The sequence below is a fragment of the Bradyrhizobium sp. 1(2017) genome (genome assembly GCF_011602485.2).
Classification (GTDB): Bacteria; Pseudomonadota; Alphaproteobacteria; order Rhizobiales; family Xanthobacteraceae; genus Bradyrhizobium.
The window spans coordinates 6,638,256-6,660,080 of the sequence record NZ_CP050022.2; the positions used below are offsets into that span (position 1 = coordinate 6,638,256).

24 protein-coding genes are annotated in these 21,825 nt (G+C 65.0%); 1 reads left to right on the top strand and 23 read right to left on the bottom strand.

Annotated elements, in window-relative coordinates:
* Positions 1–190: 190 nt before the first annotated feature.
* Positions 191–961, top strand: coding sequence for a response regulator transcription factor (locus HAP40_RS31500; protein ID WP_166813934.1), 771 nt, complete (start codon positions 191–193; stop codon positions 959–961).
* 171 nt (positions 962–1,132) lie between these two features.
* Here the strand turns inward: HAP40_RS31500 and HAP40_RS31505 are convergent, their stop codons facing one another.
* The 23 genes from HAP40_RS31505 to HAP40_RS31615 form a co-directional block, all read right to left on the bottom strand.
* Positions 1,133–1,591 carry a hypothetical protein gene (locus HAP40_RS31505; RefSeq protein ID WP_166813932.1) on the bottom strand — a complete coding sequence of 153 codons (459 nt, stop codon included), beginning with the start codon at positions 1,589–1,591 and terminating at the stop codon, positions 1,133–1,135.
* Positions 1,588–2,094: a flagellar biosynthesis protein FlgN gene (locus tag HAP40_RS31510; protein WP_166813930.1), complete on the bottom strand. Its 507-nt coding sequence runs from the start codon at positions 2,092–2,094 to the stop codon at positions 1,588–1,590. Before HAP40_RS31510 ends, HAP40_RS31505 begins: the two co-directional genes overlap by 4 nt.
* A 41-nt stretch (positions 2,095–2,135) precedes the next feature.
* Positions 2,136–2,612, bottom strand: coding sequence for a rod-binding protein (locus tag HAP40_RS31515; RefSeq protein WP_166813928.1), 477 nt, complete (start codon positions 2,610–2,612; stop codon positions 2,136–2,138).
* Complete coding sequence (locus HAP40_RS31520) at positions 2,609–3,028, bottom strand: hypothetical protein (RefSeq protein ID WP_166813926.1); 420 nt, start codon at positions 3,026–3,028, stop codon at positions 2,609–2,611. The genes HAP40_RS31515 and HAP40_RS31520 overlap by 4 nt, the downstream gene beginning before the upstream one ends.
* 6 nt (positions 3,029–3,034) lie before the next feature.
* Complete coding sequence (gene fliR, locus HAP40_RS31525) at positions 3,035–3,787, bottom strand: flagellar biosynthesis protein FliR (RefSeq protein WP_166813924.1); 753 nt, start codon at positions 3,785–3,787, stop codon at positions 3,035–3,037.
* Complete coding sequence (gene flhA, locus HAP40_RS31530) at positions 3,784–5,865, bottom strand: flagellar biosynthesis protein FlhA (RefSeq protein ID WP_166813922.1); 2,082 nt, start codon at positions 5,863–5,865, stop codon at positions 3,784–3,786. Before flhA ends, fliR begins: the two co-directional genes overlap by 4 nt.
* A 75-nt stretch (positions 5,866–5,940) precedes the next feature.
* Positions 5,941–6,207 (bottom strand): flagellar biosynthesis protein FliQ, encoded by a 267-nt coding sequence (gene fliQ, locus HAP40_RS31535; protein WP_027572776.1) that lies wholly within the window; start codon positions 6,205–6,207, stop codon positions 5,941–5,943.
* Positions 6,204–6,617 carry a flagellar hook assembly protein FlgD gene (gene flgD / locus HAP40_RS31540; RefSeq protein WP_166813920.1) on the bottom strand — a complete coding sequence of 138 codons (414 nt, stop codon included), beginning with the start codon at positions 6,615–6,617 and terminating at the stop codon, positions 6,204–6,206. Before flgD ends, fliQ begins: the two co-directional genes overlap by 4 nt.
* Before the next feature lie 15 nt (positions 6,618–6,632).
* A complete protein-coding gene (flbT, locus tag HAP40_RS31545) occupies positions 6,633–7,043 on the bottom strand; it encodes a flagellar biosynthesis repressor FlbT (protein WP_166813918.1) in 411 nt (136 codons plus the stop codon).
* Positions 7,043–7,387, bottom strand: a complete 345-nt coding sequence (gene flaF / locus HAP40_RS31550) for a flagellar biosynthesis regulator FlaF (protein ID WP_166813916.1) — start codon at positions 7,385–7,387, stop codon at positions 7,043–7,045. The genes flbT and flaF overlap by 1 nt, the downstream gene beginning before the upstream one ends.
* Positions 7,388–7,455: 68 nt before the next feature.
* Positions 7,456–8,502, bottom strand: coding sequence for a flagellar hook-associated family protein (locus HAP40_RS31555; protein WP_166813914.1), 1,047 nt, complete (start codon positions 8,500–8,502; stop codon positions 7,456–7,458).
* Positions 8,503–8,505: 3 nt separating this feature from the next.
* On the bottom strand, positions 8,506–9,984 hold the full coding sequence (gene flgK / locus HAP40_RS31560; protein WP_166813912.1) for a flagellar hook-associated protein FlgK: 1,479 nt from the start codon (positions 9,982–9,984) through the stop codon (positions 8,506–8,508).
* A gap of 34 nt (positions 9,985–10,018) precedes the next feature.
* Positions 10,019–11,251 carry a flagellar hook protein FlgE gene (locus tag HAP40_RS31565; RefSeq protein WP_166813910.1) on the bottom strand — a complete coding sequence of 411 codons (1,233 nt, stop codon included), beginning with the start codon at positions 11,249–11,251 and terminating at the stop codon, positions 10,019–10,021.
* A gap of 90 nt (positions 11,252–11,341) precedes the next feature.
* Positions 11,342–11,923 (bottom strand): transglycosylase SLT domain-containing protein, encoded by a 582-nt coding sequence (locus HAP40_RS31570; protein ID WP_166813908.1) that lies wholly within the window; start codon positions 11,921–11,923, stop codon positions 11,342–11,344.
* The gene (locus tag HAP40_RS31575) at positions 11,874–13,205 is read right to left on the bottom strand and encodes a flagellar hook-length control protein FliK (RefSeq protein ID WP_166813906.1); all 1,332 of its coding nucleotides are present in this window, start codon (positions 13,203–13,205) and stop codon (positions 11,874–11,876) included. Before HAP40_RS31575 ends, HAP40_RS31570 begins: the two co-directional genes overlap by 50 nt.
* Positions 13,202–14,386 (bottom strand): chemotaxis protein, encoded by a 1,185-nt coding sequence (locus HAP40_RS31580; RefSeq protein WP_166813904.1) that lies wholly within the window; start codon positions 14,384–14,386, stop codon positions 13,202–13,204. The genes HAP40_RS31575 and HAP40_RS31580 overlap by 4 nt, the downstream gene beginning before the upstream one ends.
* Positions 14,383–15,687, bottom strand: a complete 1,305-nt coding sequence (locus HAP40_RS31585; protein WP_166813902.1) for a MotB family protein — start codon at positions 15,685–15,687, stop codon at positions 14,383–14,385. Before HAP40_RS31585 ends, HAP40_RS31580 begins: the two co-directional genes overlap by 4 nt.
* A gap of 6 nt (positions 15,688–15,693) precedes the next feature.
* Positions 15,694–16,380 (bottom strand): hypothetical protein, encoded by a 687-nt coding sequence (locus HAP40_RS31590; protein WP_166813900.1) that lies wholly within the window; start codon positions 16,378–16,380, stop codon positions 15,694–15,696.
* Positions 16,377–18,002 carry a flagellar basal-body MS-ring/collar protein FliF gene (gene fliF, locus HAP40_RS31595; protein WP_166813898.1) on the bottom strand — a complete coding sequence of 542 codons (1,626 nt, stop codon included), beginning with the start codon at positions 18,000–18,002 and terminating at the stop codon, positions 16,377–16,379. The genes HAP40_RS31590 and fliF overlap by 4 nt, the downstream gene beginning before the upstream one ends.
* A gap of 293 nt (positions 18,003–18,295) precedes the next feature.
* Positions 18,296–19,207, bottom strand: coding sequence for a flagellin (locus HAP40_RS31600; protein ID WP_166813896.1), 912 nt, complete (start codon positions 19,205–19,207; stop codon positions 18,296–18,298).
* Positions 19,208–19,477: 270 nt separating this feature from the next.
* Complete coding sequence (locus tag HAP40_RS31605) at positions 19,478–20,383, bottom strand: flagellin (protein ID WP_166813894.1); 906 nt, start codon at positions 20,381–20,383, stop codon at positions 19,478–19,480.
* 240 nt (positions 20,384–20,623) lie between these two features.
* Positions 20,624–21,364: a flagellar type III secretion system pore protein FliP gene (fliP, locus tag HAP40_RS31610; RefSeq protein WP_166813892.1), complete on the bottom strand. Its 741-nt coding sequence runs from the start codon at positions 21,362–21,364 to the stop codon at positions 20,624–20,626.
* Positions 21,361–21,804 (bottom strand): flagellar basal body-associated FliL family protein, encoded by a 444-nt coding sequence (locus HAP40_RS31615; protein WP_166813890.1) that lies wholly within the window; start codon positions 21,802–21,804, stop codon positions 21,361–21,363. Before HAP40_RS31615 ends, fliP begins: the two co-directional genes overlap by 4 nt.
* Between the last annotated feature and the right edge of the window lie 21 nt (positions 21,805–21,825).

A 21,825-nucleotide genomic window follows, 5' to 3' on the forward strand; every position in this document is an offset into this window, starting at 1 on the left:
GCGTTCAGTATCGAGTTCGAAGTAGCAGGCCTGCGAGACGCAGGCACTGAATGCGTAGGGCTGCCCGCGAATATCGAAACCATAACAACGGTTCGCGGGATGGAATGTCGTCAAACAGCATCGTTGCCGAGCCGGGGCATCACAAACAACCAACCGGCCGCAACAAGTGCGAAACAGGGGCGAAAGACTGATGTATATTATCGTTGATGATCGCGAGAGCGTCGCGAACAGCTACGTCGGAGGGCTCGTTCGCGAAGGTGTATCGTCGATCGGCTTCTCCTCCGGAGAATTCTGGGACTGGCTGCAATCTGCGAGCGAATCGGACCTCGCGGCCGTGGACGCTTTCCTGCTCGGGGACTGCGATGGCCGCGGAAGCCTGCCGCGGGCGATGCGCAAGCGTTCCTCGGCTCCCATCATCGCCATGAGCGGCCAGAAGATGCTCAAGAACACGCTGGAGCTGTTCGAGTCGGGCGTCGACGACGTCGTGCACGTCCCGATTCACCTGCGCGAGATCCTCGCCCGGACGGCCGCGATCGCGCGCCGCCGGGTGGGCGAGTTGCCGAGGCCCTGCGAGACCAGGATCCAGGTCTTCTTCAACGGGCGCGACCCCGAGATTGCGGGCCACGCCCTCACCCTGCCCCGCCGCGAATTGCGCATTCTCGAATATATGGTGAGCAATCACGGCAAGTGGATCACCAAGACGCAGATCTTCAACGCGGTCTACGGCATCTTCGAGGCGACCTTCGACGAGAGCGTCATCGAGAGCCACGTCAGCAAGCTGCGCAAGAAACTCCGCGACCGACTCGGCTTCGACGCGATCGTGGCCCGGCGCTACGTCGGCTATCGTCTCAACATCCCCGCCGGCGAAACCCTCGACGTACCGATGCAGGAGCTCGGCGAGGTCGGAATCCTCCTGAACAGGGCGCACGCCGCCCCGGCAGCGTATCCGGCAGGCAATTAGCGTCACGGCACAGCGCTGCAAGACTGACAACGGCCTCTGCGAAGTCCCCTTCGCGGAGGCCGTTGAACATCCAGCGGCGGAAATCGCGGATTTCAGGCGCGCCCGAGCGGCGATCGACCTGGCGCCAGCTCAAGCCGCTATCCGAGCGGAAGCAACGTTCCAGGTCTGCCCCTACGGCTTCTGCTGGAATTCTTCCTTCGACACGTAGTTGAAGTCTTCGACCAGGACGTCCTGAATCACGTCGGCCTGCATCCGTTCGTTGACGCGCTGCTTGATGGCTGTCGTCAGGACGGACAGGTCGTAGCGGGCGAGCTTCCTGAAATCGAGCCGATCGTCGGCGTAGATCCTGCGGAAGGCTTCGTCGACGACGAACGGCTCAGGCGGAACGCTGAGCTGGTGCATCGTCCGCGCCTCGACGGTATAGACGAAGCGCGCGACAATGTAGCCCTGCACGTTGCCGTTCTCGACCATCGGCACGCTCAGCGCCCGCGTCTTCTGGTATTGCAGCCCGTCGAGATACTCGTCCTTCGCCGGCGGCAGGCTGCCGTTCTCCTTCCAATAGGCCACGGCATAGCTCGTGCCCGCGGTCAGGATGCATACCCAGAGCCCGGCCAGCACCAGCCTGATCATTTTCCATCCTGTGCGGCGCGGCCGGTATAGGTGCCGTCCGACTCGGCGTCCTTGACGGCCTTGACGATGATGGCCGCGACCTCGCGCACCGCGTCGTAATGCATCTCGAGGACGGAGCGATTGCGTTCCAGCTTCTCGCGCAGCCGCTGGATCTCCTCGGTGATCTCGATCTCGCCGCCCAGATGCATCCGTGCCCGCATCAGGCGGGCGAATTCGAGCATGCTCCGGCTCTTCCGCGCGCTGAAATCGTCGAAATCGATCTTCTTTCCGGTCGCGAGCGCAACCGTCTCCTCCTCGACGATGCTTTCGAGCCGGCGGATCGCCGCCAGCAGGCCGCGCATCTCGTCCGATCGCGCCGCGACAGTGTCCGCGGTCACCACCTCGCTGCCGGGATCCGGCAGCAGAGCGGGCAGCAGCGCATCGGCCGCTGCTTCCGTCGCCGCCTCGATGTCCGCAACCGGCTGCTCCATCACCAGGGCCGCCGCGCCTTCTTGTACCTGCATCGCAAATTCACCCTTCAACTTCTGTCACCATTCCCGGATCGTCATCCGGCCTTTCCCGCAACGTCCGGTGCCGGCGGGTGTGCGGCAGCGAGCTGCCTGGCTATGCCAATGCCCTTGCCCTTGGCCAGCTGGCTACCGAGCTGCTCCGCCAGCATCGACTTCCAGACGCTGCCGGCCGTGCCCTTGCCGAAGACCTCCTCCGAATCCTTCGGCAGCATCGTCTCGACGAAGGTCTGGAGGATGAAGGCCTCGAACTTCCGGTACACCTCCCCGGAGGCAGGCGCCTTGATCACCTGCACCGGTGCGCCGTTCGCCGCGTCCAGCTGCGCGTCGGACATCGTCGTCACGGATCGGTCGGCCGCCGCCTTGGCCTTGCCGACCTCCGCCTCCATCGTGGCGGCGAAATCGGCGTCTGAAGGCTTGAGCGCGTCGAGCTTCGCGGTTGCCGCGCGCTGGGCCACGGGGTCGGCGGCTTCGAGGACGTCGAGGACGAGGTCGGGGGTCGCGGTCACGATCATGTCTGGTTCCGGCTGGCTGGCCGCAACGTCCACTCGCGCGCGGCTGGGCTTGTTCCCGTCAATTCCTCGAGCGAGCGCTTTTCCGCATCACGGAGCTTGTCGGCGAGAGCCGCCTTGGCCACTTCCTCGAGCTGCTTCACACGCCGGCTCTCCGCGCGAACCTGGTCGAGCTGCCGCAAGGCCTGCTCCTTCACGGCGCGCGCGCCGAGACTCGTCCTGTTGAGACGCCGCGCGATCGACTCGCTCGACGAGCCCGCCGGCGGCTTGCCGTCGTTGAGGGCCCCGACCAGCCATTCCTGCTCGTCCTGCAAGCTGCGCTCCTGCTGCCGCAGTTGCGCAAGCTGCCATTCGGACAGCCGGAGCTGGAGCTTCACCAGCGAGACCATCCGACCGAGCTTGTCAGCGCGCGACGCCATGACCGTTCACTCCGCAAGCCACGACGAGACACCGAGCATGAACTGCGTCAGAAGCTCGTCGCTGGTGAGATAGAGCAGCAGGAAGCCGCCGAACAGCACGAAGGGCACCGATATGAAATAGACCGGAATGGCCGGGGTCAGCTTGTTGATCAGGCCGACCGCGAGGTTGACGATGACCGAATAGACGATGAAGGGGCTCGTGATCCGCAGCGTCAACACGAACGCTTCCGACAGGCGCCCGACGAGAAGGTCGAGCGCCACGCTGCCGCCGAGCCTGCTCCCGGGATGCCAGACGTCGTAGGAGTTCATCAGCCCGCGCAGCACCTGCCAATGCTGATCGGTCATGAAGAACAGCGTGGTGACCGCCGCCATGATCAGCGGCACCAGGGCCGGCGCCGGATCGGTGTCGCCGATTGGCGTGCCCGGGATGTTGCTGAGCCCGATCGCGCTCGCCATCACCGTCGCCATGGTCTGTAGCGCCAGGAAGAACACGCGCCCACCGAGCCCGATGACGCTGCCGACCACGAGCTCGGAGCAGATCAGGAGCGCCAGCGTCAGCGGCGCCGCGTTGTCCGTGAGCGGTTTCAACACCGCGATCAGGATCGGCGTCAACGCGAACGTCGTGACGAGCGCGACGAACAGGCGGACCTGGGGCGGAACGTTCACGCTGGAATAGCCGGGCACCAGCATCAGGCAGGCACCGATGCGGCAGAACACGATGAAGGTCACCAGCACGCTGTCGGCGAGGCCCGCGATCACGATACGGCTCCGAGCGCCCTGATCTCGGCGCTGCGCGCCACTTCGACATGAGACAGGATCGGCAGGGTCGGGAACACCCGCTCCAGGATCATCCGGACATAGGGCCGCGCTTCCGGCGTCACCGCCAGTACCACGCTGGTGCCGCTCTCGGTGAATTTGCGGATCGCGGCGCTGGCTTCGGTCGCGAACTGCTCGATCAGACGCGGATCGGCGTCGAACTCGACGACGTCGCCCTTGCCGTCGCGCTTCAGGCTCTGATGGAAAGCGAGGTCCCAGCGATTGCCGAGACGAACCACGTTCAGCACGCCGTTGTCGGAGAGGTCGCCGCAAATCTGTTGGGCAAGACGGGTCCGTACGTGCTCTGCGACCTGTTCGGAGCGCCGCACATGCGGCGCGATTTCGGCGATCGCCTCGAGGATGAGGTGAAGGTTGCGAATGGAGACCCGCTCGGCCAGCAGGATCTTCAGGATCGCCAGAAGACCCGAGTAAGAGATCTGCGACGGACAGAGATCCTCGACCAGCCGCTTGTATTCGGGATCGAGCCGGTCGAGCAGGGCGCGCATATCCTTGTAGGACAGGAGCTGGGCGAGATTGGCCCGGATCACCTCGCTGAGATGCGTGAGCAGCACCGACAGATTGTCGACCGGCTTGCAGCCCTGGCGCTTGACCTCGTCGGTGAAGGCTTCCGTCACCCACAGCGCCTTCATGCCGAAGGCGGGCTCGACCACCTCCTCGCCGGGCACGTCGGGCTTGCCGTCCTTGTCGACCAGAACCAGCACCTCGCCCAGCCTGAGCTCGCCATGGGCGACGCGGGTGTCGTGAATCCGGATCTGGTAGCCCTTGGGGTCGATCGACAGATTGTCGCTGAGCTTGATCTCGGGAATCACGAAGCCGTACTGCTTGGCGAACTTCTTGCGGATCTTGGCAACGCGATGCGCGAGCTCGTTGCGCGAGCCCAGCAGATGGACCGAAAGATGGCCACCGAGCGCCAGCTCGATCTCCGCGGTCCTGAGCTGCTCCTTGACGGATTCCTTGGCCTCGGCCTGGGCCCGCTCGTCGGCCTTGCGCGCATCGTCCTTCTGCTTCAGCGCCGCCTGGCGCTTCGGCAGGGAGTAGCCGACGAAGGCCATGACACCGCCGAGCAGCACGAACGGCGCCATCGGCAGCCCCGGCATCAAGGCGAGCACGAACATCATCAAGGCGGCGGCCGACACCGCGCGCGGATAGCCTCCGAGCTGCCGCAGCACCGCCTGTTCGGCCGAGCCCCTGGTGCCGCCCTTGGAGACCAGGAGGCCCGCCGACAGCGACACGATCAGCGCCGGCATCTGCGACACCAGGCCATCGCCGACGGAGAGCTTGGTGTAGACGTCGGCCGCGCGCGACAGCGTCAGCCCATGATGGGTGACGCCGATGATGATGCCGCCGAAGATGTTGATTGCGGTGATGAGCAGGCCGGCGATGGCGTCGCCGCGGACGAATTTCGAAGCGCCGTCCATGGCGCCGAAGAACGCGCTCTCCTCTTCGAGCTCGCGGCGCCGGCGCTGGGCTTCCTTGTCGTCGATCAGGCCCGCCGACAGATCCGCGTCGATCGCCATCTGCTTGCCCGGAATGGCATCCAGCGTGAAACGGGCGCCGACCTCGGCGATGCGCGTCGCGCCCTTGGTGATCACGACGAAATTGACCGTCACCAGGATCGCGAAGATGATCAGGCCGATGACGAAGTCACCGCCCATGACGAACTTGGAGAAGCCTGCGACGACGTGACCGGCGGCGTGCTCGCCCTCCCCGCCCCGCGACAGGATCAGGCGCGTCGTCGCGACGTTCAGCGCCAGGCGCAGGATCGTCGCGATCAGCAGCACGGTCGGGAACGCCGAGAAGTCAAGCGGCCGCTGGATCCACAGTGCGACCATCAGGATCAGCGCCGAGAGCGCGATCGAGAAGGCAAGGCCGAGGTCGATCAGGATCGGCGGGATCGGCAGGAACAGGATCGTGAGCATGGCCACGATACCGCCCGCGAAGAAAGCGTCCGCCCCGAGGCGGCGCGGGCTGGGCAGGCTAGCAGTTAACGTATCGGCCATGGGTCACCGGCAGAAGGGTCCGGGTCGCAATCTGCCGTGCAAAGCTTACGCGAGGGTGGTGGATGGCCTCGGCGATCAGAAGCCGTGCTCGATCCGCGAATAGACCATCTCGGTGAAGGTGGAGAGATGGGCGCCGATGAACGAGCCTGAAACGGCGACCACGAGGAGAATGACGATGATCTTCGGGACGAAGGTCAGCGTCACCTCCTGGATTTGGGTCAGGGCCTGGATCAGCGCAATGACGGTGCCGACGAGCATCGCGGCCCCGACCGCGGGCCCGGAGGCGACGATGATGGTCCAGATCGCGGCCTGGACGATGTCGAGGGCGTCCCGCTCGTTCATGACTGACTGATCGTGAGCCCGGGGCCGACCGCGACCTTGGTGCCGTTCTCGAGGGTTGCGATGGAGCCGTCGCTGTTGATGGAGACCGAGATGACCTTGCCGCTGAAGCTCGCGCCGGTCGAATCGGTGAAGCTGACGGTCTTTCCGATCAGCCCGTTGGCCTGCGACAGCGACTGCGAGGACAGCAGCGCGTCCAGCTTCGAATTGGTCTGCATGGCCTGCTCGACCGTCGACAGCTGCGCGAACTGGCTCATATATTGCGCGGTATCCATCGGATTGGTCGGATCCTGATTCTTCATCTCGGCGACGAGCAGCTGAAGAAACGTGTTGTAGTCGACGCTGTTGCTCGACGTTGTCGTGGTCGAGCTGGATGACTTGCTGGTCGTGTCGGTGGCGCTGGTGACGTTCATCTAGCCTCTCCGCTGTCAGGCAGCCTCGAATGGGGAATGGGTCGCGGCACCGGCCAGGATGGCCTGCTCCACCGGGAACAGCGCCCGGATCCGCTTGAGTGCCTCGAAGTAGCGGGTCGTTTCGACCAGCTCGTCGACCGCGGCAAGGCCGTCGAGCATCTCGCGGCTCTCGCACACCGCAACCAGGGCGGCGTGATGCTGCGCATACAGCACTGACGCGTCCCGGACGTCGGTGGGGTTCATCAGCATGAGCTGCACGATGAAATAGAGCTGCCGCATCGCCGTGGTGGCGTCGGAGGCCTGCATGACCTGCCCTTCGAGCAGGAACATCACGTCGTTGACGAGCTCGACGGAGACCTTACGGTCCACGCGCAGCACCGCGCCGTTGATGTAGATCCGTTCGCCGGCGCGCAAGGAGATCTTCATCAAAGAGCGTCTCGGATCAGGCGGTTGATTTCGATCAGCTGCATCACGTCGTTCGACTTCTCTTCGCGAAGCCGGTCGGCCTCCTTGACGACCCACAGGCCGATCGAGATGATCTCGGCCCGCAGCTTGTCCGGAAGTCCGTTTTCCGGATGCGAGAGATCTTCGATGAAGATCGTCCACAGCCGCCGGACATAGAGCAGGCTCTCGACCAGATCCTCGAGGCGGAAGACGTCTCGCTGAATCCGCTCGAGCCGGTCGATGCCGAGACTGAGCGCCTGCCGCTCGCGGCCTCGCGCTTCATGGCCGCTCTCGTCGACGACCGCTTCATAGGCTTCAAACGTCATCTGAACCACTCTGCACGGGAGACCGAATGACAAAACGAAAGTTGCGCGCCTGACCAGCAGGCGTTGGCTCAGAGATAGTTGATGAGGCTGATCTTCTGGAGCTGCGAGGTGAGCGCGAGCGCCGTCTGGATCTGGGTCTGCAAGGTGTTGACCCGGACCGAAGCCTCGGTCGGATCGACCGCCTCCAACTTGACGATCTGGTCGTTGAGGATGTCCTTCTGGATCTTCAACTTCTCGGTCGCGCCGGTGACGCGTTGCTGGATCGATCCGACAGTGCCTCCGAGCACGGCGAGATCGTTGATGGCACCGCCGACGAGGCTGATGGCCTTATCGACGACGACCTGGAACGTATCCTTGCTCAGGTTCGTGTTCCCGAGATCGGTCAGCATGGTGTAGGCCTCGGCCAGCTTACGGAAGCCGGGCTGGTTGGCGCTGACGGAGCTGTCGACGACCTCGGTCGTGGAGATTCGGCTCGACAGCGTCTGGTCGGTGGCCGACGACCAGTTGGCGTTCCAGGCCGGGCTCGCGAATTCGGTGTCGAGGGTGTTGTCGAGGAAATTCTGCATCTGCGCCGGCGTGATGGTGCTCACGCTGGCCGACGACTGCGGGAAGCCGAAGCTCGCCAGGAAGTCGGCGTCGACCTGGTTCTTGCTGGCCGAGCCGGCGACATAGTTCGTGACCGGCACAGTCTGCGTATCGATGCCGCCGAACAGGTACGCTCCGTTGTAGGAGACGTTGAGCGCGCCGATGAGGTCCTGCAGGTTTGCCGACGCGCTCGGCAGGATGATCTTCGCGCCGCTGTCAGCATCGCGGGCCGCGATCAGGTTCTTGAGGAACTCCGACGCGGTCTTGCCGAGCTGGGTGATCCGGTTCTGGGTCACGTCGAGGCGGCCCGCGACGAGCTCGTTGGTGTCGACCAGCTGGTCGGCGAAATTGAACTCGGAGCGTAAGCTCACGTCGCGGCCCGTGCCCGTGCCGAGCTCGAGGCCGACGTCGGCGAAACGGCCGGTGGTCGCCTCCTTCGAGGCCTTGCTCAGCGCGGCCTGATTGTTCGTGATCGAGGACCTCAAGGCCGAGGACAGCATCAGGGTCGAGATGTAGTTCGCGCTCATCATGACTTAATTCCCCACGGCGGCCAGCAGGCTCTGCAACATCTCGTCGACGGTGGAAATGATCTTCGAGGATGCCGAATATGTACGCTCGACCTGAAGCATCAACGCCATTTCGTCATCCATGTTGACACCATTGACGTTGGACAGCGCTGCCGTGCTGCGGTCGAGCAGCGTGTTCTGGTACTGGACGCTGTCGTCCGCGGTCTTGCGCTGGCTTTCGATCCAGCTCGCCGAGGACGAGGCGAACTCGATCACGCTGCCGCTCGGCTTGGCCTGCGCCGCGACGGCGAATGGCTGCGGCGCGTCCATCTCGTTGATGAGCTGCTGGAGCCGCGCAGAGAAACCGGCATTGCCGGTCGTGTTGTAGTTGAAGGCGGCGTTGCCGCTGATCGCGCCATCGCGCAGCAGGTTCGGATTGCCGCCCGCCGCGGGATCGACCGATGCAGCGACACTGATGGTACCGGCAAGGCCGACCGAGATGGTGGCGCTCGCGGGCATTGCCGGCGCACCGGGATAGGTGAAGAGGCCCGGCCTGTCGGCCAGCGTGGGGGTGGCTGACTGATCGCTCTCCCTGAAGGCGTCGATCAGGCCGCGCGCGATTTCGTCGAGCTGGCTCTGGTACGTGACCGTGGCGTTGTCGCGCAGTTCGGCGAGGCCGGCGAGCTTGCCCGTCTTGAGCGGCATCACCGAGTTGGCTCCCGTGACCGGGACACCGTCGATATAGACCGCATTGCCGGTGGTGCCGGGCGTATAGACGTTGGTCGCTGCGAAACTTACCGTTCGCGCCGTCTTGTCGAACAGCACGACGCCGCTGTCGGTGTAGAGCGCCGCATCGCCATTGGCCCGGAGCGACATCGAGACACCGACCTCCTCTGACAACTTCGAAACGATGTTGTCGCGCTGGTCGAGATAGTCGGTGACGTCGTCGCCGGAGATCGTTCCCTTCACGATCGCGGTATTGACCTTGTCGAACTGGGCGAGCAGCTGATTGATGTTGGCGACCGACGTCGCCATGTCGGCGTCCGCACCCTCCCGGACGGACTGCACGGTCTTGGTCGCCTGGTTGAGGTTCGCCACCATGTCCTTGGCGGACGTCACCGCGGACTGCGCCAGGGTCGCGTTGTCGGTGGAGTTCGCATATTGCTGGAGCGCCTGCTTCAGCTTGGTGAGCTGGGCGGTCGGCGACTGCTCGAGCTCGGGATCGTCCACCGTCGAGGCCGCGATCTTCTGGAGACCGTCATAGATCACGCCCTGCTTGGCCGAGGCCGACGTCGCGGTGAGAACGTTCGTGAACAGGCCGCCGCTCGCGGCGCGCTGGATCGCCGCGACATAGACGCCGGTGCCGGGAAGGTTGTCCAGCACGGCGATCTTGCGCGAATAGCCGGTCGCACTGGCACCGGCGATGTTGCGCGAGATCGTCGACGACTGGATGCCCGACGCCATGAGCGAGGCGCGGGCGGAATCGAGAGCGGCGGTAAGGGACATGATCTGCTCTTGCCCGGGATGAGCGCTCGAGGATTCAGCGCTTCAGATTGACGACGACGTCGAGCAGGTCGGCGCCGGTCTGGAACGATTTCGAGTTCGCGGTGAAGCCGCGCTGCGCCTCGATCATCCCGGTGAGTTCGTCCGCGAGATCGACGTTGGAGTCCTCCAGCGCGCCGGACTGGATCGTTCCGAGTCCGCCGGTGCCAGCGTTGCCGGCCTGCGCGTTGCCGGAGTTCATGTTGGTCGAATAGACGTTGCCCGGCTCGGGTGTCAGATTGTCGGGGCTGGCGACATCGGCAAGCATGATCGTGTACAGCGTCAGCTGCTGCCCGTTCTTGAGAATGGCCGTCACATGGCCGGCCTCGTCGACGTCGACCTTGTCGATGGCCGCAGGGACGCTGCCGTTGACGGTGGCCTTGAAGCTGAAGTCGGCTCCGACCTGCGTCATGTTCGACAGGTCCATGGTCAGCGCCGCGCCGCCCGGGACGGTCACGGTGAGGCCCGTCGGGCTCGCCGCCGCCAGCGCGCCTTTGCCGGCCGCCGTGGTGTCGAAGGTGAAGGTGGTGGCCGCGCCGAGCGACGTGCCGGTCGCGGAATCATAGACCTGGACCTGCCAGGTATCCGAGCCGGCGGCCGTCGCGGTGTGGGACATGTAGACATCGAGCGTCACGGCCTGGCCGATATTGTTGTAGGCGACGATCGAGCTCTTCGACGAGTAGGATGCCGGGCCCGGCGGACCGGCGATCACCGCGGCCTTCGGATCCAGATTGCCGGTCGTCAGCGTCCCCGCCGTCGACGGGACCGGCACCTGCGAGACCTGGGCGATGTTCACGATCTGCATTCCCGCCAGGCTGTTCTGCGAGAAATTGGTCACGAGGCCAGGCTGGCCCAGAAGATAATAGCCGGCCGCGTTGACCAGATTGCCCTCGCTGTCGGGCACGAAGGAACCGGCGCGCGTCAGGTATTGCTGGGTGTTGTCGGCGTTCGACACCACGAAGAAGCCGTTGCCCTGGACGGCAAGGTCCGTCGTCGATGTGGTGAACTGGGTATGTCCTGCGTCGCTGATGGCGTAGCGCACGGTCGTCTCGACGGCGCCGGAGTCGTAATTGCCCGAGCCGCTCTTCAGGATCAGCGAGGAGAATTCGGTGGAAGCCCGCTTGTAGCCGGTGGTGTTGACGTTGGCGATGTTGTCCGAGACCGTCGACAGCTTGTTGGACTGCGCAGACATCCCGGATACGCCGGTGCGCATAATGCCGTAGAGGCTCATGGATTGGGCTCCTGTGGTAGGGTGCAGTTACAATGAGTGTTGTTGCTTGCGCGGGGCTGACGGTCGGTAACCATGCACAACTTCACGTGGTCAGGTCGTCTTCGGCTGACAGAACGAGCGCGCCTTGTCGGTCCAGGCGCCAAAGCCGCTGGAGACGAGATGAGCGACGATGTGACAGACGTAACGTTTCTGCGCCGGCTGATTGTTCGGACCTGCATTGTAGCGCGCGACCGCCATGGTCCAGCTGCCCTCGCGCTGCTTGAGCTCTTTCAAGAAGCGCGCGGCATATTCGACGTTCCGGGCCGGATCGAACATCGCGCGCACCGAGGCGAATTTGTCGCCGTGATAATAATGGTTGATCTGCATGCAGCCGAGATCGATCAGCTTGATCCCCTTGCTTCGCATCGCCTCGAAATTCGTAATCGCATCGTCCATGTCCTTGGCGAACACGGTCTGGCCATCGGCGCCGAGCGCATAAGGATGCAGCGCGCCACGACGTCCGGTTTCGGTGAGGCCGACCGCATAGAGGATGCCGAGCGGAATGCCGTGCCGCTGGGCTGCACGCGCCATCTCGCGCTCGCAGGGGCGCGCGCCGTCGGCAGCTGCCTCGGCAGCGCCCGCGTTACAGATAAACAGGGCCGCGACGATTCTGCGGCGCCACGTCCTGGTCATGACGCGTCTCCTGGTTGGACTGGCGCTCGTGCCGGGCCTGCTTCGCCTCGCCCTCCGACTGCCCCGACGAGGTGTTCGCGCCACCGAACGAGCCTTGCGATTGCGACGGCGGCTGCTGCTGGCTGGAAAGCTGCGGCTGCGACTGGCCGGAGCCGCTCTGGAATCCATCCAGCGAGCCGTGCTGGACGGGCGCGACGTCGGCGACATAGCCCGCCGACTGCAGGAGATCGCGAATCGAGTCGCGCTGCTGGTCGAGCATCTGGCTGGTATCCTTGCGTTCGGCCGCCAGATGGACGGACACCTCGGTGCCGACGAGACGCAGGCGCACGGTGACGTTGCCGAGCGCCGGAGGCTCGAGATTGATGGTCAGGATCTTGAGCGGCTGATCCGGCGCGTTGGTCTGGGACGCGGCATCCCGGACCGCAGCGGAGGTCGGGGATTCCTTCAGCTCGGCGACAACCGCGTTGGCGACCTGTTGCGGCGCATTGAATTGTGCCGGCGGCAGATGGGTTTCCTGCTGGAGCACGGTCACCTTGGTCGCCTCTGGCAGTGCATCCCGCGCCGAGGCTTTGACGGCGCGCTCCACACTGGCCGTGACGGCCTCGAAGCCGGAAGCCGCCGGCATGGCCTTCGGCGATGTTTCGCCGCCTTGCTGTGCGGTTGCGGCGACCTGCGAGGCTGCGGTCTGCGAGCGCGCGCCGGCCGGGGCGGCAGCGGATGGCGCCAAGTCGGCTGCGCCGGTCCTGGCAATGTCCACGGCCTGAGCATCTCGCCTGGTCGCGGACGGACGCTCGTCGCGTGCGGCCGCCTCTTTCCTGTCGCCCGCCGTCGATTGCATCGGCGATTTCACCGGAGACGGCGCCGCGAGTTCCTGTCCAACCATCGCGAGAAGGCTTGGATGATCCGAAACGTCCGTTTTCGCACCGTGATCGGCCGGACCTTCCGCCGATGTGTCGGCCTTCTGGTCGGACGGCTTGTGACTGGACTTGGGCTCGTCGATCGCCTCGGCGCGTTCGTGAACGGTCTCGCTCCTGGTCTTGTCCTCGTCAGCCGTGCGCGCCAGGCGCGTCCGCACCGGCTCGGCCTTCATGCCCGTGTCGTTGCCGGCATCGCTCAGCGCCTTCTTCGCCAGGTTCGAGACGTTGCGGAGCAGATCGTTGAACGACGACTCCGCCTGAGATTTTGCACCGGTGCCCTTTGCCGCGCGCGACCCGCTGCGAATATTGAGACTCTCGGCGAGACCCGAGAAAGGCTGTCCGGAGGTTCCGCTGAGCTTGGTCATGGACGGCGATCCCTGGCGAGGAGTTCGAGTTCGCCGAGTTGCTTCCGCGCACGCGCGATGGCGGCGCTGGATGCCGCGAGGTCGAGACGCGCCGGCGTGGCCGGAGGCTTGTCGGCTGTCGCTGCAGATGCTGCGGCGAACGGTTTGCGGATGTCGAGTGCGAGCTGCACCGCTGCATTCAAGAGGGGAACGTCGCGCTCGGGCAGTTTCGACCGGTCGAGTGCCTTCAGCTCGGCGAGACCGCCGTCGTGCTCGTCAGTGAGCGCCCGCGAAGCGCCACGGAACAGATGCGCGCGCTCGCGGTCCGCCGACGCATCGGCGCTGAGCGTCAGCGCACGCTCGCTGGCGCGCCGGGTCACGGCCAGTCGCCCATGCAGCATCGCGGCGCGCGCGATCACGAGATAGAGCTTGAGGCGGCTCGCGCGGTCGATCTGCTCCAGCAGCGTCGCGATTCGCGCAAAACGACGCTCGTCGAGCGCCAGGCTCGATTGCGTCAGGCCCGTGGAGAAGCGCTGCCAGAAATCACCGGCATAGATCGAATTGCGATAGTGGCGGATATAGGCCAGCGTCAAAAACTCGAACTTGTCGAAGTCCTCCGCCTGCCCGACCAGCAGGATCTCGCGCCGCAGCGCCGCCTCCTCCACCAGGGTGCCGGGCAGGAGCAGGCGCGCATCGTCGAGGCGCTCGATCGCGAACGAGGCCTCGGAGCGCGCGAACAGCGCGCCCTGGACAAGGGCGACCTGACCGCCCAGGCCGGAGGGAATCGCGCGCGGCTTGACGTCCTTGAGCAATTCGCGCGCTTCCTCCTGGCGGCCCTCGACATAGGCGAGCGCACCATTGAACAGCCGCTCGTCGATGTTCATCCTGTCGCGCGGCAGCTTGCGGACGAGTTGCGGCGCGCCGCCGCTGAGGAGATAGATGACGACGGCCTGGCCGTTTTGCGGATTGCTCCACACGCCCGCATCGGCGGCGAGAAATTTCTCGCCGACCTGCCGGATCAGCGCGAGGTGGTTGCCATGGGCCGCAGTGTCACCGTTGGCGATGCCATCCTGCACGGCCTGCAGCGACCGCACGAGCTCATAGGGCTGCTCGCCGGACGGCGCCGCCGGCTCCGCAAACGCACTTGCCGCCGCGAACGGCAACAGCATCAACAGGGCGGCGCGGACGAGCGGCCTGGTCACGGGCGCTTCTCCCGGATCAGGATCTCGATCCGGCGATTCTGCGCGGCCGCCGGGTCGTTCGGCAGCTTCGGCCGCCGGTCGGCGTAACCTTCGACATGCTCGATCCGCTGCGCATCGACGCCGGAGCGGACCAGCATGTAATAGGCCATCTGCGCACGGGCGGTCGACAGCCGCCAATTGTCGTAGTTCTCCGACTTGTAGGGGCGATTGTCGGTGTGGCCGCGGACGATGATCACGCCGGGCCGCTTCGTCAGCAGCGGGCCGATCTTGTCGATCACGCCAATGAGCTCTGGCCGCGGCTCGGCCGAGCCGACCGCAAACATGCCGAAGCTCGCATCGTCGGTCAGGCTGACGAGCAACCCATCCTCGACCTGACGCACCTCGGCCACCGGTCCCGCGCCAGCCTTGACCTCCGACAGCGCGTCCGCGATCGCTGACTGAAGCTGCTTGACGGTGGGCTGCCGCGCTTGCGCCGCATCGCGTGGCTCGGGTTCCTTCGTCGTGTTGTTGAGGCGCGCGGCGGAATTGGCCTGAACGGTGGCTTGAGCGCTGCCTTCGCGCGAAGCTTGCGACGGCGCAGGCCCCGGCGGCAGCAAGGGCGACAGGCTCGCGGACGGGCTGTCGGCATTCGGCGCCACGCTTCCGCCGGCATCCTCCACCCCGGCACGGCGCGCCTGCAGTTCACCCTGAACGGTGACGGACGCATCGCGCGCGGACGCATTCGGCTTCGGCTCGCTCTCGATGATGCGATCCGCGTCCTTGGCGGCCTGCGGCGCCAGCCTCCAATAGCTGGGATCGAACGGATCACGATAGGCGTCGCCGCCCTTGAGACCGTCCTCTTCGGCAGACGTCAGCGCGCCGGAGCGCCGCTGGCCCGAGGCCTGGTTCGCGCTATTGGCGATCTCGGCAAGCGTCGCATAGGGATCGCGGAACAGGACCTTCTCTTCGAAGGAGGCGGGCTTCTCGGCAGTCGGGGAATCGCCGCGACGCTCTTCGTTGGGCCCGGCCGGCTGACGCTTGCCATCCTGGCCTTCGAACGACGACGGCTCTTTCTTCGAGAGATCCTTCAGACCCTTCGGAGCAGGTGCGTTCTCCGCGAGCTTGATCGGATTGAAATAGCTCGCAACCACCTGCTTCTGGTCCTGGTTGAGTGCGTTGAGCAGCCACATGACCAGGAAGAACGCCATCATCGCGGTCATGAAATCCGCATAGGCGATCTTCCAGACGCCACCATGATGCGGCTCTTCGGCGAAGGCGCTCCGCCGACGGATGATCACGAGCTCTGGCTTGACCTCATTCATGGCGAACTACCGACGCGCCTCTTTCAGGCGTTCACTCCATGCCGAGATCTGTGTCTCGATCACGGTCTGGTCGGCCACGGCGCGGACCTCGAAAGTGTCGGCAGTCTCGTACGCGACGCCCGTTCGCCGGGTCTTATCGAGCTGCACTTTCACCAGGTCCAGCAGCTCGCTCGGACCTGTGACCTTGAACGCCGGCGTCGGCGAATTGATGGTCAGCGCCCCGATCTGCTCGACCAGCGACCCGATCGCCTTGTCGCGGACCGCCTCGTTGAGGAACGGCAGCAATATCCGCGCGACGGAGCTCGCGATATTGGTCTCGATCTCGCGGCAGGCCGCCTCGAAACCGTTGACGATCGTCGCCGCCTGCTGATCGGACCATTTCGCCCGCTCCTCGCCGAGCCGGATCGCGCTGCGGACGCGTTCCTCCGCAAGCCTGGCGTCGCCTTCCGCGATACCGGCCGCGTGGCCGCGCCGATAGGCATCGTCGAGCAGATTGACTGGCGGGGCTTCCGGCGCCGGAGACGGCGGCTGAAGCTGCGGCCGCTGATGGGCCTGCGGCTGAGGTTGCGGTTCATGCCGAACCTCCTTCGGCTTCGTCAGCACGTCCTGGATCTTGGCCGGCGGAGGCGACGGCGACTTGGCGCGACCATTCGCGTCGAACTGCGTCAGGAGTTTTCCGATTGCCGCGTTCATGCCGCCTCCTCGCGTCGCATCCAGTCTTTAAGGATCGCTGCCGCCTGCGCCTGATCGAGCCGGACGATCTGCTCCAGCCGCTTCTGTGGCGTTCGCTGCATCTTTCCTTCGAGGTCTTCGACGAGGTTGAGCTCGGCCTCCTCGCTGTCCGGCAGCGCAAGGGCCGCCGCGGCTTCGAGCTCGGCGACCTCGGCCGCTTCGGCCTGCTCCTGCTGCGCGCGATGGGTCAGAATGCCGTTGACCGCGGGCCGGAGCCCGAACCAGACCAGCATCGAGGCAACGGCGAGGATGGTCACCGCGTTGATGACGCTACCGAGCTGCTTGTTGACCATTTCGACGAAGCTGATCGGCGGCACCGGCGCCAGCTCGCGCGAGCCTTCGATGAAGTCGACCGCCGTGACCTGGATCTGGTCGCCGCGCGTCTTGTCCAGCCCGCCTGCGGTGGCCGCGAGCTGGCTGATCTCGGCAAGCTTGCTGTCGACGATGGCCTGGTTGGTCTTGTCGCCGAGATCGGCGACGAGACGGGCGCGGTTGACCAGGACGGCAATGAAGAGCTTCTTGACCGAATAGCCGTCGCTCACCGTCGTTGTGGTCTTGGACGACACCTCGAAATTGGTGACGTCCTCGCGGCGGGACTTGTCCTCGCTGGAATTCTTGCCGCCGCCTGCATTCACCTGCTGGTCGGGAAGGTTCTGCTGGACGGTGGTGGGCGTCGAGCGGTCCGCATTCTGCGAGGATTCCTTCTCGCGCACGTTTCGCACCGAACGCTCGGCGCGGCTCTCGGGATCGTAGACGGTCTCGTTGATCTGCCGCTTGTCGGTGGAGAGCTGCGGCGCGACGCTCACCTCGAAATTGTCGAGGCCCAGATACGGCGTCAGCGCCTTGCGGATATTCTCCTGCACCATGCCGCCGACCGTCTTCTGCAGGCTCGCCATTTTGGTCGGCGCGGCGCTGGCCTCGTCCTCTTCGGCCAGCAGCATCGAGCCGTCGGCGTCCAGCACCGTCACCTTGTCGCGGTTCATGCCGGGAATGGCGGCGGCGACGAGATGGCGGATCGACTGCGCCGTGCGCGCCTCGATCGCACCGTCGGTGCGCAGCACGACCGATGCCGAGGGCGGCTGCTGCGTCGCGCGGAACGAGCCGCGTACGGGCATGACGATATGAACCCGTGCGGCCTTGACGCCCTTCATCAGCTGCACCGTACGTGCGATCTCGCCCTCCAGCGCCCGCAGCTTGGTGACTTCCTGCATGAACGAGGTGAGGCCGAGCGAGCCGATCTTGTCGAACAGCTCGTAGCCGGAATTGGCGCTGGTCGGCAGTCCCTTCTCGGCAAGCAGCATCCGCGCCTGCATGGTCTGGCTCGGGCGCACCGAGATAGCGTCGCCGGCCGGATTGACGTCGAAGGTGATGTTCTGCTCGCGCAGCGCGGCGCCCATGCGCGTCACGTCTTCACGGGTGAGGCCGGTATAGAGCGTCTCGAACTCGGGACGGCTCAGGTAATAGGCGCCGCCGACGACGGTGACGAGAACGGCAAACCCGATCAACCCCAAGGCCATCAGGCGTCGCGGCCCGAGCTCCAGCAGATTGTTGAGCAGTTGCTGTATCTGCGCGCGACTGAGCATATGACCTCGTGGCAATGCGAACGTAGGCGACACTCCGCTGCCAACCTTGTCTGAAGGTTGCGCGAGGACGCGAGCTCGCCGGTTCGCGGACGAGGCGTTGCAATTTTACAAGAGTTGCAGTGACGCGATCGATGCCGGCAACGGACAGCCGGAAGATGGCCGCTCGAACGGCCGCGACATATCGCGTCTGACGTCGGGAGGTCGATGTACCGGCACGCCTGGCGCCCTCATGCCCGCCGTTCACGGCGGTGACCGTGCTCCCCGGGGAGCACGGTCGACTTCGAAAGCGCCGCTTAGCCGCGGAACAGCGACAGGATGCTCTGGCTGTTCTGGTTGGCGATCGAGAGCGCCTGCACGCCGAGCTGCTGCTGGGTCTGGAGCGCCTGGAGGCGGGTCGATTCCGCGTTCATGTCGGCGTCGACGAGCTGACCGATACCGCGATCAACCGAATCCATCAGCGACTTCACGAACTCCGTGTTGTTCGAGATGCGGTTCTTGATGGCACCGAGGTTCGCGGCGGACTGGCTGACCGTGTTGAGCGCCGCGGTGACCTGGGCGATGTAGCCATCGAGCGTGGTCTGGTCGGCCGTCGAATCGGTCAGCGCGCCGATGTTGATGGTGTCGACCGACGCACTGCCGCTCACCGTGTCCAGGATGCCGCCCGTGGTCGCAGTGTAGAGCGAGTAGTTGGCGACCGTCACCGTGATGGTGTTGATCGTCGGCGTGCCGCCGACGCGCGAGAACGACGACACCAGGTTGACCGTCGCCGGGGTGGTGGCGTTGGTGCTGAGCCAGTTCACGCCGTTGAACGTCGCCGCGTTGGCCACGTTCTTCATGTCCTGCTGGATCTGGGTGATTTCGGCCTGGATCTTGGTGCGGTCGATGCCGGCGGTCTTGGCTTCGACCAGCAGCGCCTGGAGCTTGGTGAGGCCGGAGTTGCTGTCGCCGATGACCTTGTTCAGAGCGGTGTACTCGGTATCGACGGTCGCAGCCGACAGACCGAGCGAGTCGGACACCGCGGAGAGCGCGGCGTTGTCGGCGCGCATCGAGGTCGCGATCGACCAATAGGCCGAGTTGTCCGAAGCGGTCGCGACACGCTGGCCGGTCGAGATCCGGTTTTCGGTGGTCTGCAGGCTGGCGCTGACATTCCGGAGGGTCTGGAGCGCAGTCATTGCAGCGGAGTTGGTAAGCAGGCTGGAAGCCATCTTCGATGTCCCTTTGAAAGCAGATTGGATTTGGGGACATACCGGGCTTGCACCGGTACGACAGGGCGGCATCATGCCTTTGGGCTGCGGAAATGCGCGTGAGCCCAATCGGTCGTAGCGGCAAGACTAGCCAGCGAAGCTTGTGTGGGGCTTGTGGCGTCGTGATCCGACTGCAACAGCACGGCCGGAATCGTGGCGCGAGCGACGTCGCGCAAAACGAAGGGGCCGCGCTTCGCGAGAAGCGCGGCCCTGCCGGGACTGTCTTGCGACTTAGCGGAACAGCGACAGGATGCTCTGGCTGTTGTTGTTGGCGATCGAGAGCGCCTGAACGCCGAGCTGCTGCTGAACCTGGAGGGCCGCCAGGCGGGTGGACTCCTGGTTCATGTCGGCGTCGACGAGCTGGCCGATACCGCGATCAACCGAGTCCATCAGCGACTTCACGAACTCCGAGTTGTTCGAGATGCGGTTCTTGATGGCGCCGAGGTTGGCGGCACCGGAGGAGACCGTGCCGATCGCCGCGGTGACCTGCGCGATGTAGCCATCCAGTGTGGTCTGGTCGGCCGCCGAGTCGGTCAGCGCGCCGATGTTGATGGTGTCGACCGACGCACTGCCGCTCACCGTGTCCAGGATGCCGCCCGTGGTCGCGGTGTAGAGCGAGTAGTTGGCGACGGTGACGGTGATCGAGCCGGTGGTCGGCGTGGCGCCGACGCGCGAGAACGACGACACCAGATTGACCGTCGCCGGCGTGGTGGCGGTCGTGCTCAGCCAGTTGACGCCGTTGAACGTCGCCGCGCTGGCCACGTTCTTCATGTCCTGCTGGATCTGGGTGATTTCCGACTGGATCTTGCTGCGGTCGACACCGGCGGTCTTGGCTTGGACCAGCAGCGACTGGAGCTTCGTCAGGCCGGAGTTGCTGTCGCCGATGACCTTGTTCAGAGCGGTATACTCGGTGTCGACGGTCGCGGCCGACAGACCGAGCGAGTCGGAGACGGCGGAGAGCGCGGCGTTGTCGGCGCGCATCGAGGTCGCGATCGACCAATAGGCGGCGTTGTCCGAAGCGGTGGCCACGCGCTGGCCGGTGGAGATCCGGCTCTGCGTGGTGGAGAGTTGCGTGCTGACAGACCGCAGGGTCTGGAGCGCGGTCATGGCGGACGAGTTCGTGAGCAGGCTTGACATTGCGAATGTCCCTTTATGTACGCGTTACATTTTCATCAGGGGACATACCGGGCTTTCACCGGTACGGAGGGGCGGCATCATGCCTTTGGACTGATATGGGTGGGGTCCAACCCGCCGTGACGCATTGCTAGCACGCCGAACCTTGCCGCCAGATTAAAATCGCCTTGAGTATCATCGCTGTAGCGGAGGTCTTGCGGTTACCATCCGCTAACCATGATGCCGCGGCCAGGCTGCGTTCTTTCAGGAGAACGAGCGCACCAGTCCGGAAGCCAACAGGTTCCAGCCGTCGATCAGCACGAAGAACAGCATCTTGAACGGCAGTGCGAGGATGGTCGGCGGCATCATCATCATGCCCATCGACATGGTCAGCGTCGCCACGATCATGTCGATGACGAGGAACGGCAGGATGATGAGGAATCCGATCTCGAACGATCGCCTCAGTTCGGAGATCATGAAGGCCGGGATGATGACGCGCATGTCGATGCGCTTGTCGTCGAACTTCTTGCGGAAGCTCTCCGCGGCGAGCGCCTCGAAGGTCTGCAGATCCTTGTCGCGGACATGGGCCAGCATGAACTCGCGGAACGGATCGGTGATCTTCAGATAGGCCTCTTCCTCCGAGATCTCGTTCTTCATCAGCGGCTGGACGCCGGTCTCCCAGGCGCGGTCGAATGTCGGCGCCATCACGTAGAATGTCATGAACAGAGCGAGGCTGATCAGCACGAGGTTGGCCGGCGTCGTCTGCAGGCCGAGACCGGCGCGCAGGAACGACAGCGCCACCGCGAATCGCGTGAAGCTCGTCACCATGATGAGCAGACCCGGCGCCACCGACAGCACCGTGATCAGCGCCATCAGCTGGACGATGCGGCCGCTGGTCGAGCCGTTTCCGGGCGGCAGCAGCGAATTGAGGTCCGGGATCTGGGCCAGCGCCACTTCGGGCAGCACGACCAGCGTCAACGCAAGCAGCAGGACTCTCACTCTCACTGGATCACCAACGTCTCAATGATCAATTCGCGGACCTTGCCCGAGGAGCGGATACTGGCGCGCTCGATGAGATCGTCGCGCAGGTGCTGGAGGCCGCGCGATCCCTCGAACTGCGCAACCGATGCAGACCGCAAGTAAGTGACGATGTCCTCGCTGATGTGGGCGGCCAGGATGCCGGCGTCCTCGTCGCTCATGCTCTCGGTCACCATGGAGGCTTCGACGCGGGCCCAGTTGTTGGCCGGCGCGGCGAGGTTGGTCACGATCGGGGACAGCTTCCGAAGCCGCGCGCTGCCGGCGTAGCTCGAGGCGAGGGGCGGCGGTGTGGCGCTCTTCTTCGCGTCGGCGACGCGCTCGGCCGCCGCAAACAGATGCAGGCCGGCCAGCGCGCCCGCACCGATCGCGACAAGGGTCAGCACGAGGATGGCCGCAAGCAGGCGCATCACGTCCCCTGCCCTCGCGAC

Bases quoted from the DNA above. Each gene is read 5' to 3' on its own strand.
- HAP40_RS31600 (WP_166813896.1), bottom strand. From the start codon at position 19,207: ATGGCTTCCAGCCTGCTTACCAACTCCGCTGCAATGACTGCGCTCCAG.
- HAP40_RS31565 (WP_166813910.1), bottom strand. From the start codon at position 11,251: ATGAGCCTCTACGGCATTATGCGCACCGGCGTATCCGGGATGTCTGCG.
- HAP40_RS31570 (WP_166813908.1), bottom strand. From the start codon at position 11,923: ATGACCAGGACGTGGCGCCGCAGAATCGTCGCGGCCCTGTTTATCTGT.
- HAP40_RS31575 (WP_166813906.1), bottom strand. From the start codon at position 13,205: ATGACCAAGCTCAGCGGAACCTCCGGACAGCCTTTCTCGGGTCTCGCC.
- fliQ (WP_027572776.1), bottom strand. From the start codon at position 6,207: ATGAACGAGCGGGACGCCCTCGACATCGTCCAGGCCGCGATCTGGACC.
- HAP40_RS31500 (WP_166813934.1), top strand. From the start codon at position 191: ATGTATATTATCGTTGATGATCGCGAGAGCGTCGCGAACAGCTACGTC.
- flaF (WP_166813916.1), bottom strand. From the start codon at position 7,387: ATGACGTTTGAAGCCTATGAAGCGGTCGTCGACGAGAGCGGCCATGAA.
- HAP40_RS31615 (WP_166813890.1), bottom strand. From the start codon at position 21,804: ATGCGCCTGCTTGCGGCCATCCTCGTGCTGACCCTTGTCGCGATCGGT.
- fliF (WP_166813898.1), bottom strand. From the start codon at position 18,002: ATGCTCAGTCGCGCGCAGATACAGCAACTGCTCAACAATCTGCTGGAG.
- flhA (WP_166813922.1), bottom strand. From the start codon at position 5,865: ATGGCCGATACGTTAACTGCTAGCCTGCCCAGCCCGCGCCGCCTCGGG.
- HAP40_RS31585 (WP_166813902.1), bottom strand. From the start codon at position 15,687: ATGAATGAGGTCAAGCCAGAGCTCGTGATCATCCGTCGGCGGAGCGCC.
- HAP40_RS31515 (WP_166813928.1), bottom strand. From the start codon at position 2,612: ATGATCGTGACCGCGACCCCCGACCTCGTCCTCGACGTCCTCGAAGCC.
- flgD (WP_166813920.1), bottom strand. From the start codon at position 6,617: ATGAACGTCACCAGCGCCACCGACACGACCAGCAAGTCATCCAGCTCG.
- flbT (WP_166813918.1), bottom strand. From the start codon at position 7,043: ATGAAGATCTCCTTGCGCGCCGGCGAACGGATCTACATCAACGGCGCG.
- HAP40_RS31555 (WP_166813914.1), bottom strand. From the start codon at position 8,502: ATGATGAGCGCGAACTACATCTCGACCCTGATGCTGTCCTCGGCCTTG.
- HAP40_RS31590 (WP_166813900.1), bottom strand. From the start codon at position 16,380: ATGAACGCGGCAATCGGAAAACTCCTGACGCAGTTCGACGCGAATGGT.
- HAP40_RS31520 (WP_166813926.1), bottom strand. From the start codon at position 3,028: ATGGCGTCGCGCGCTGACAAGCTCGGTCGGATGGTCTCGCTGGTGAAG.
- HAP40_RS31605 (WP_166813894.1), bottom strand. From the start codon at position 20,383: ATGTCAAGCCTGCTCACGAACTCGTCCGCCATGACCGCGCTCCAGACC.
- flgK (WP_166813912.1), bottom strand. From the start codon at position 9,984: ATGTCCCTTACCGCCGCTCTCGATTCCGCCCGCGCCTCGCTCATGGCG.
- HAP40_RS31505 (WP_166813932.1), bottom strand. From the start codon at position 1,591: ATGATCAGGCTGGTGCTGGCCGGGCTCTGGGTATGCATCCTGACCGCG.
- HAP40_RS31510 (WP_166813930.1), bottom strand. From the start codon at position 2,094: ATGCAGGTACAAGAAGGCGCGGCGGCCCTGGTGATGGAGCAGCCGGTT.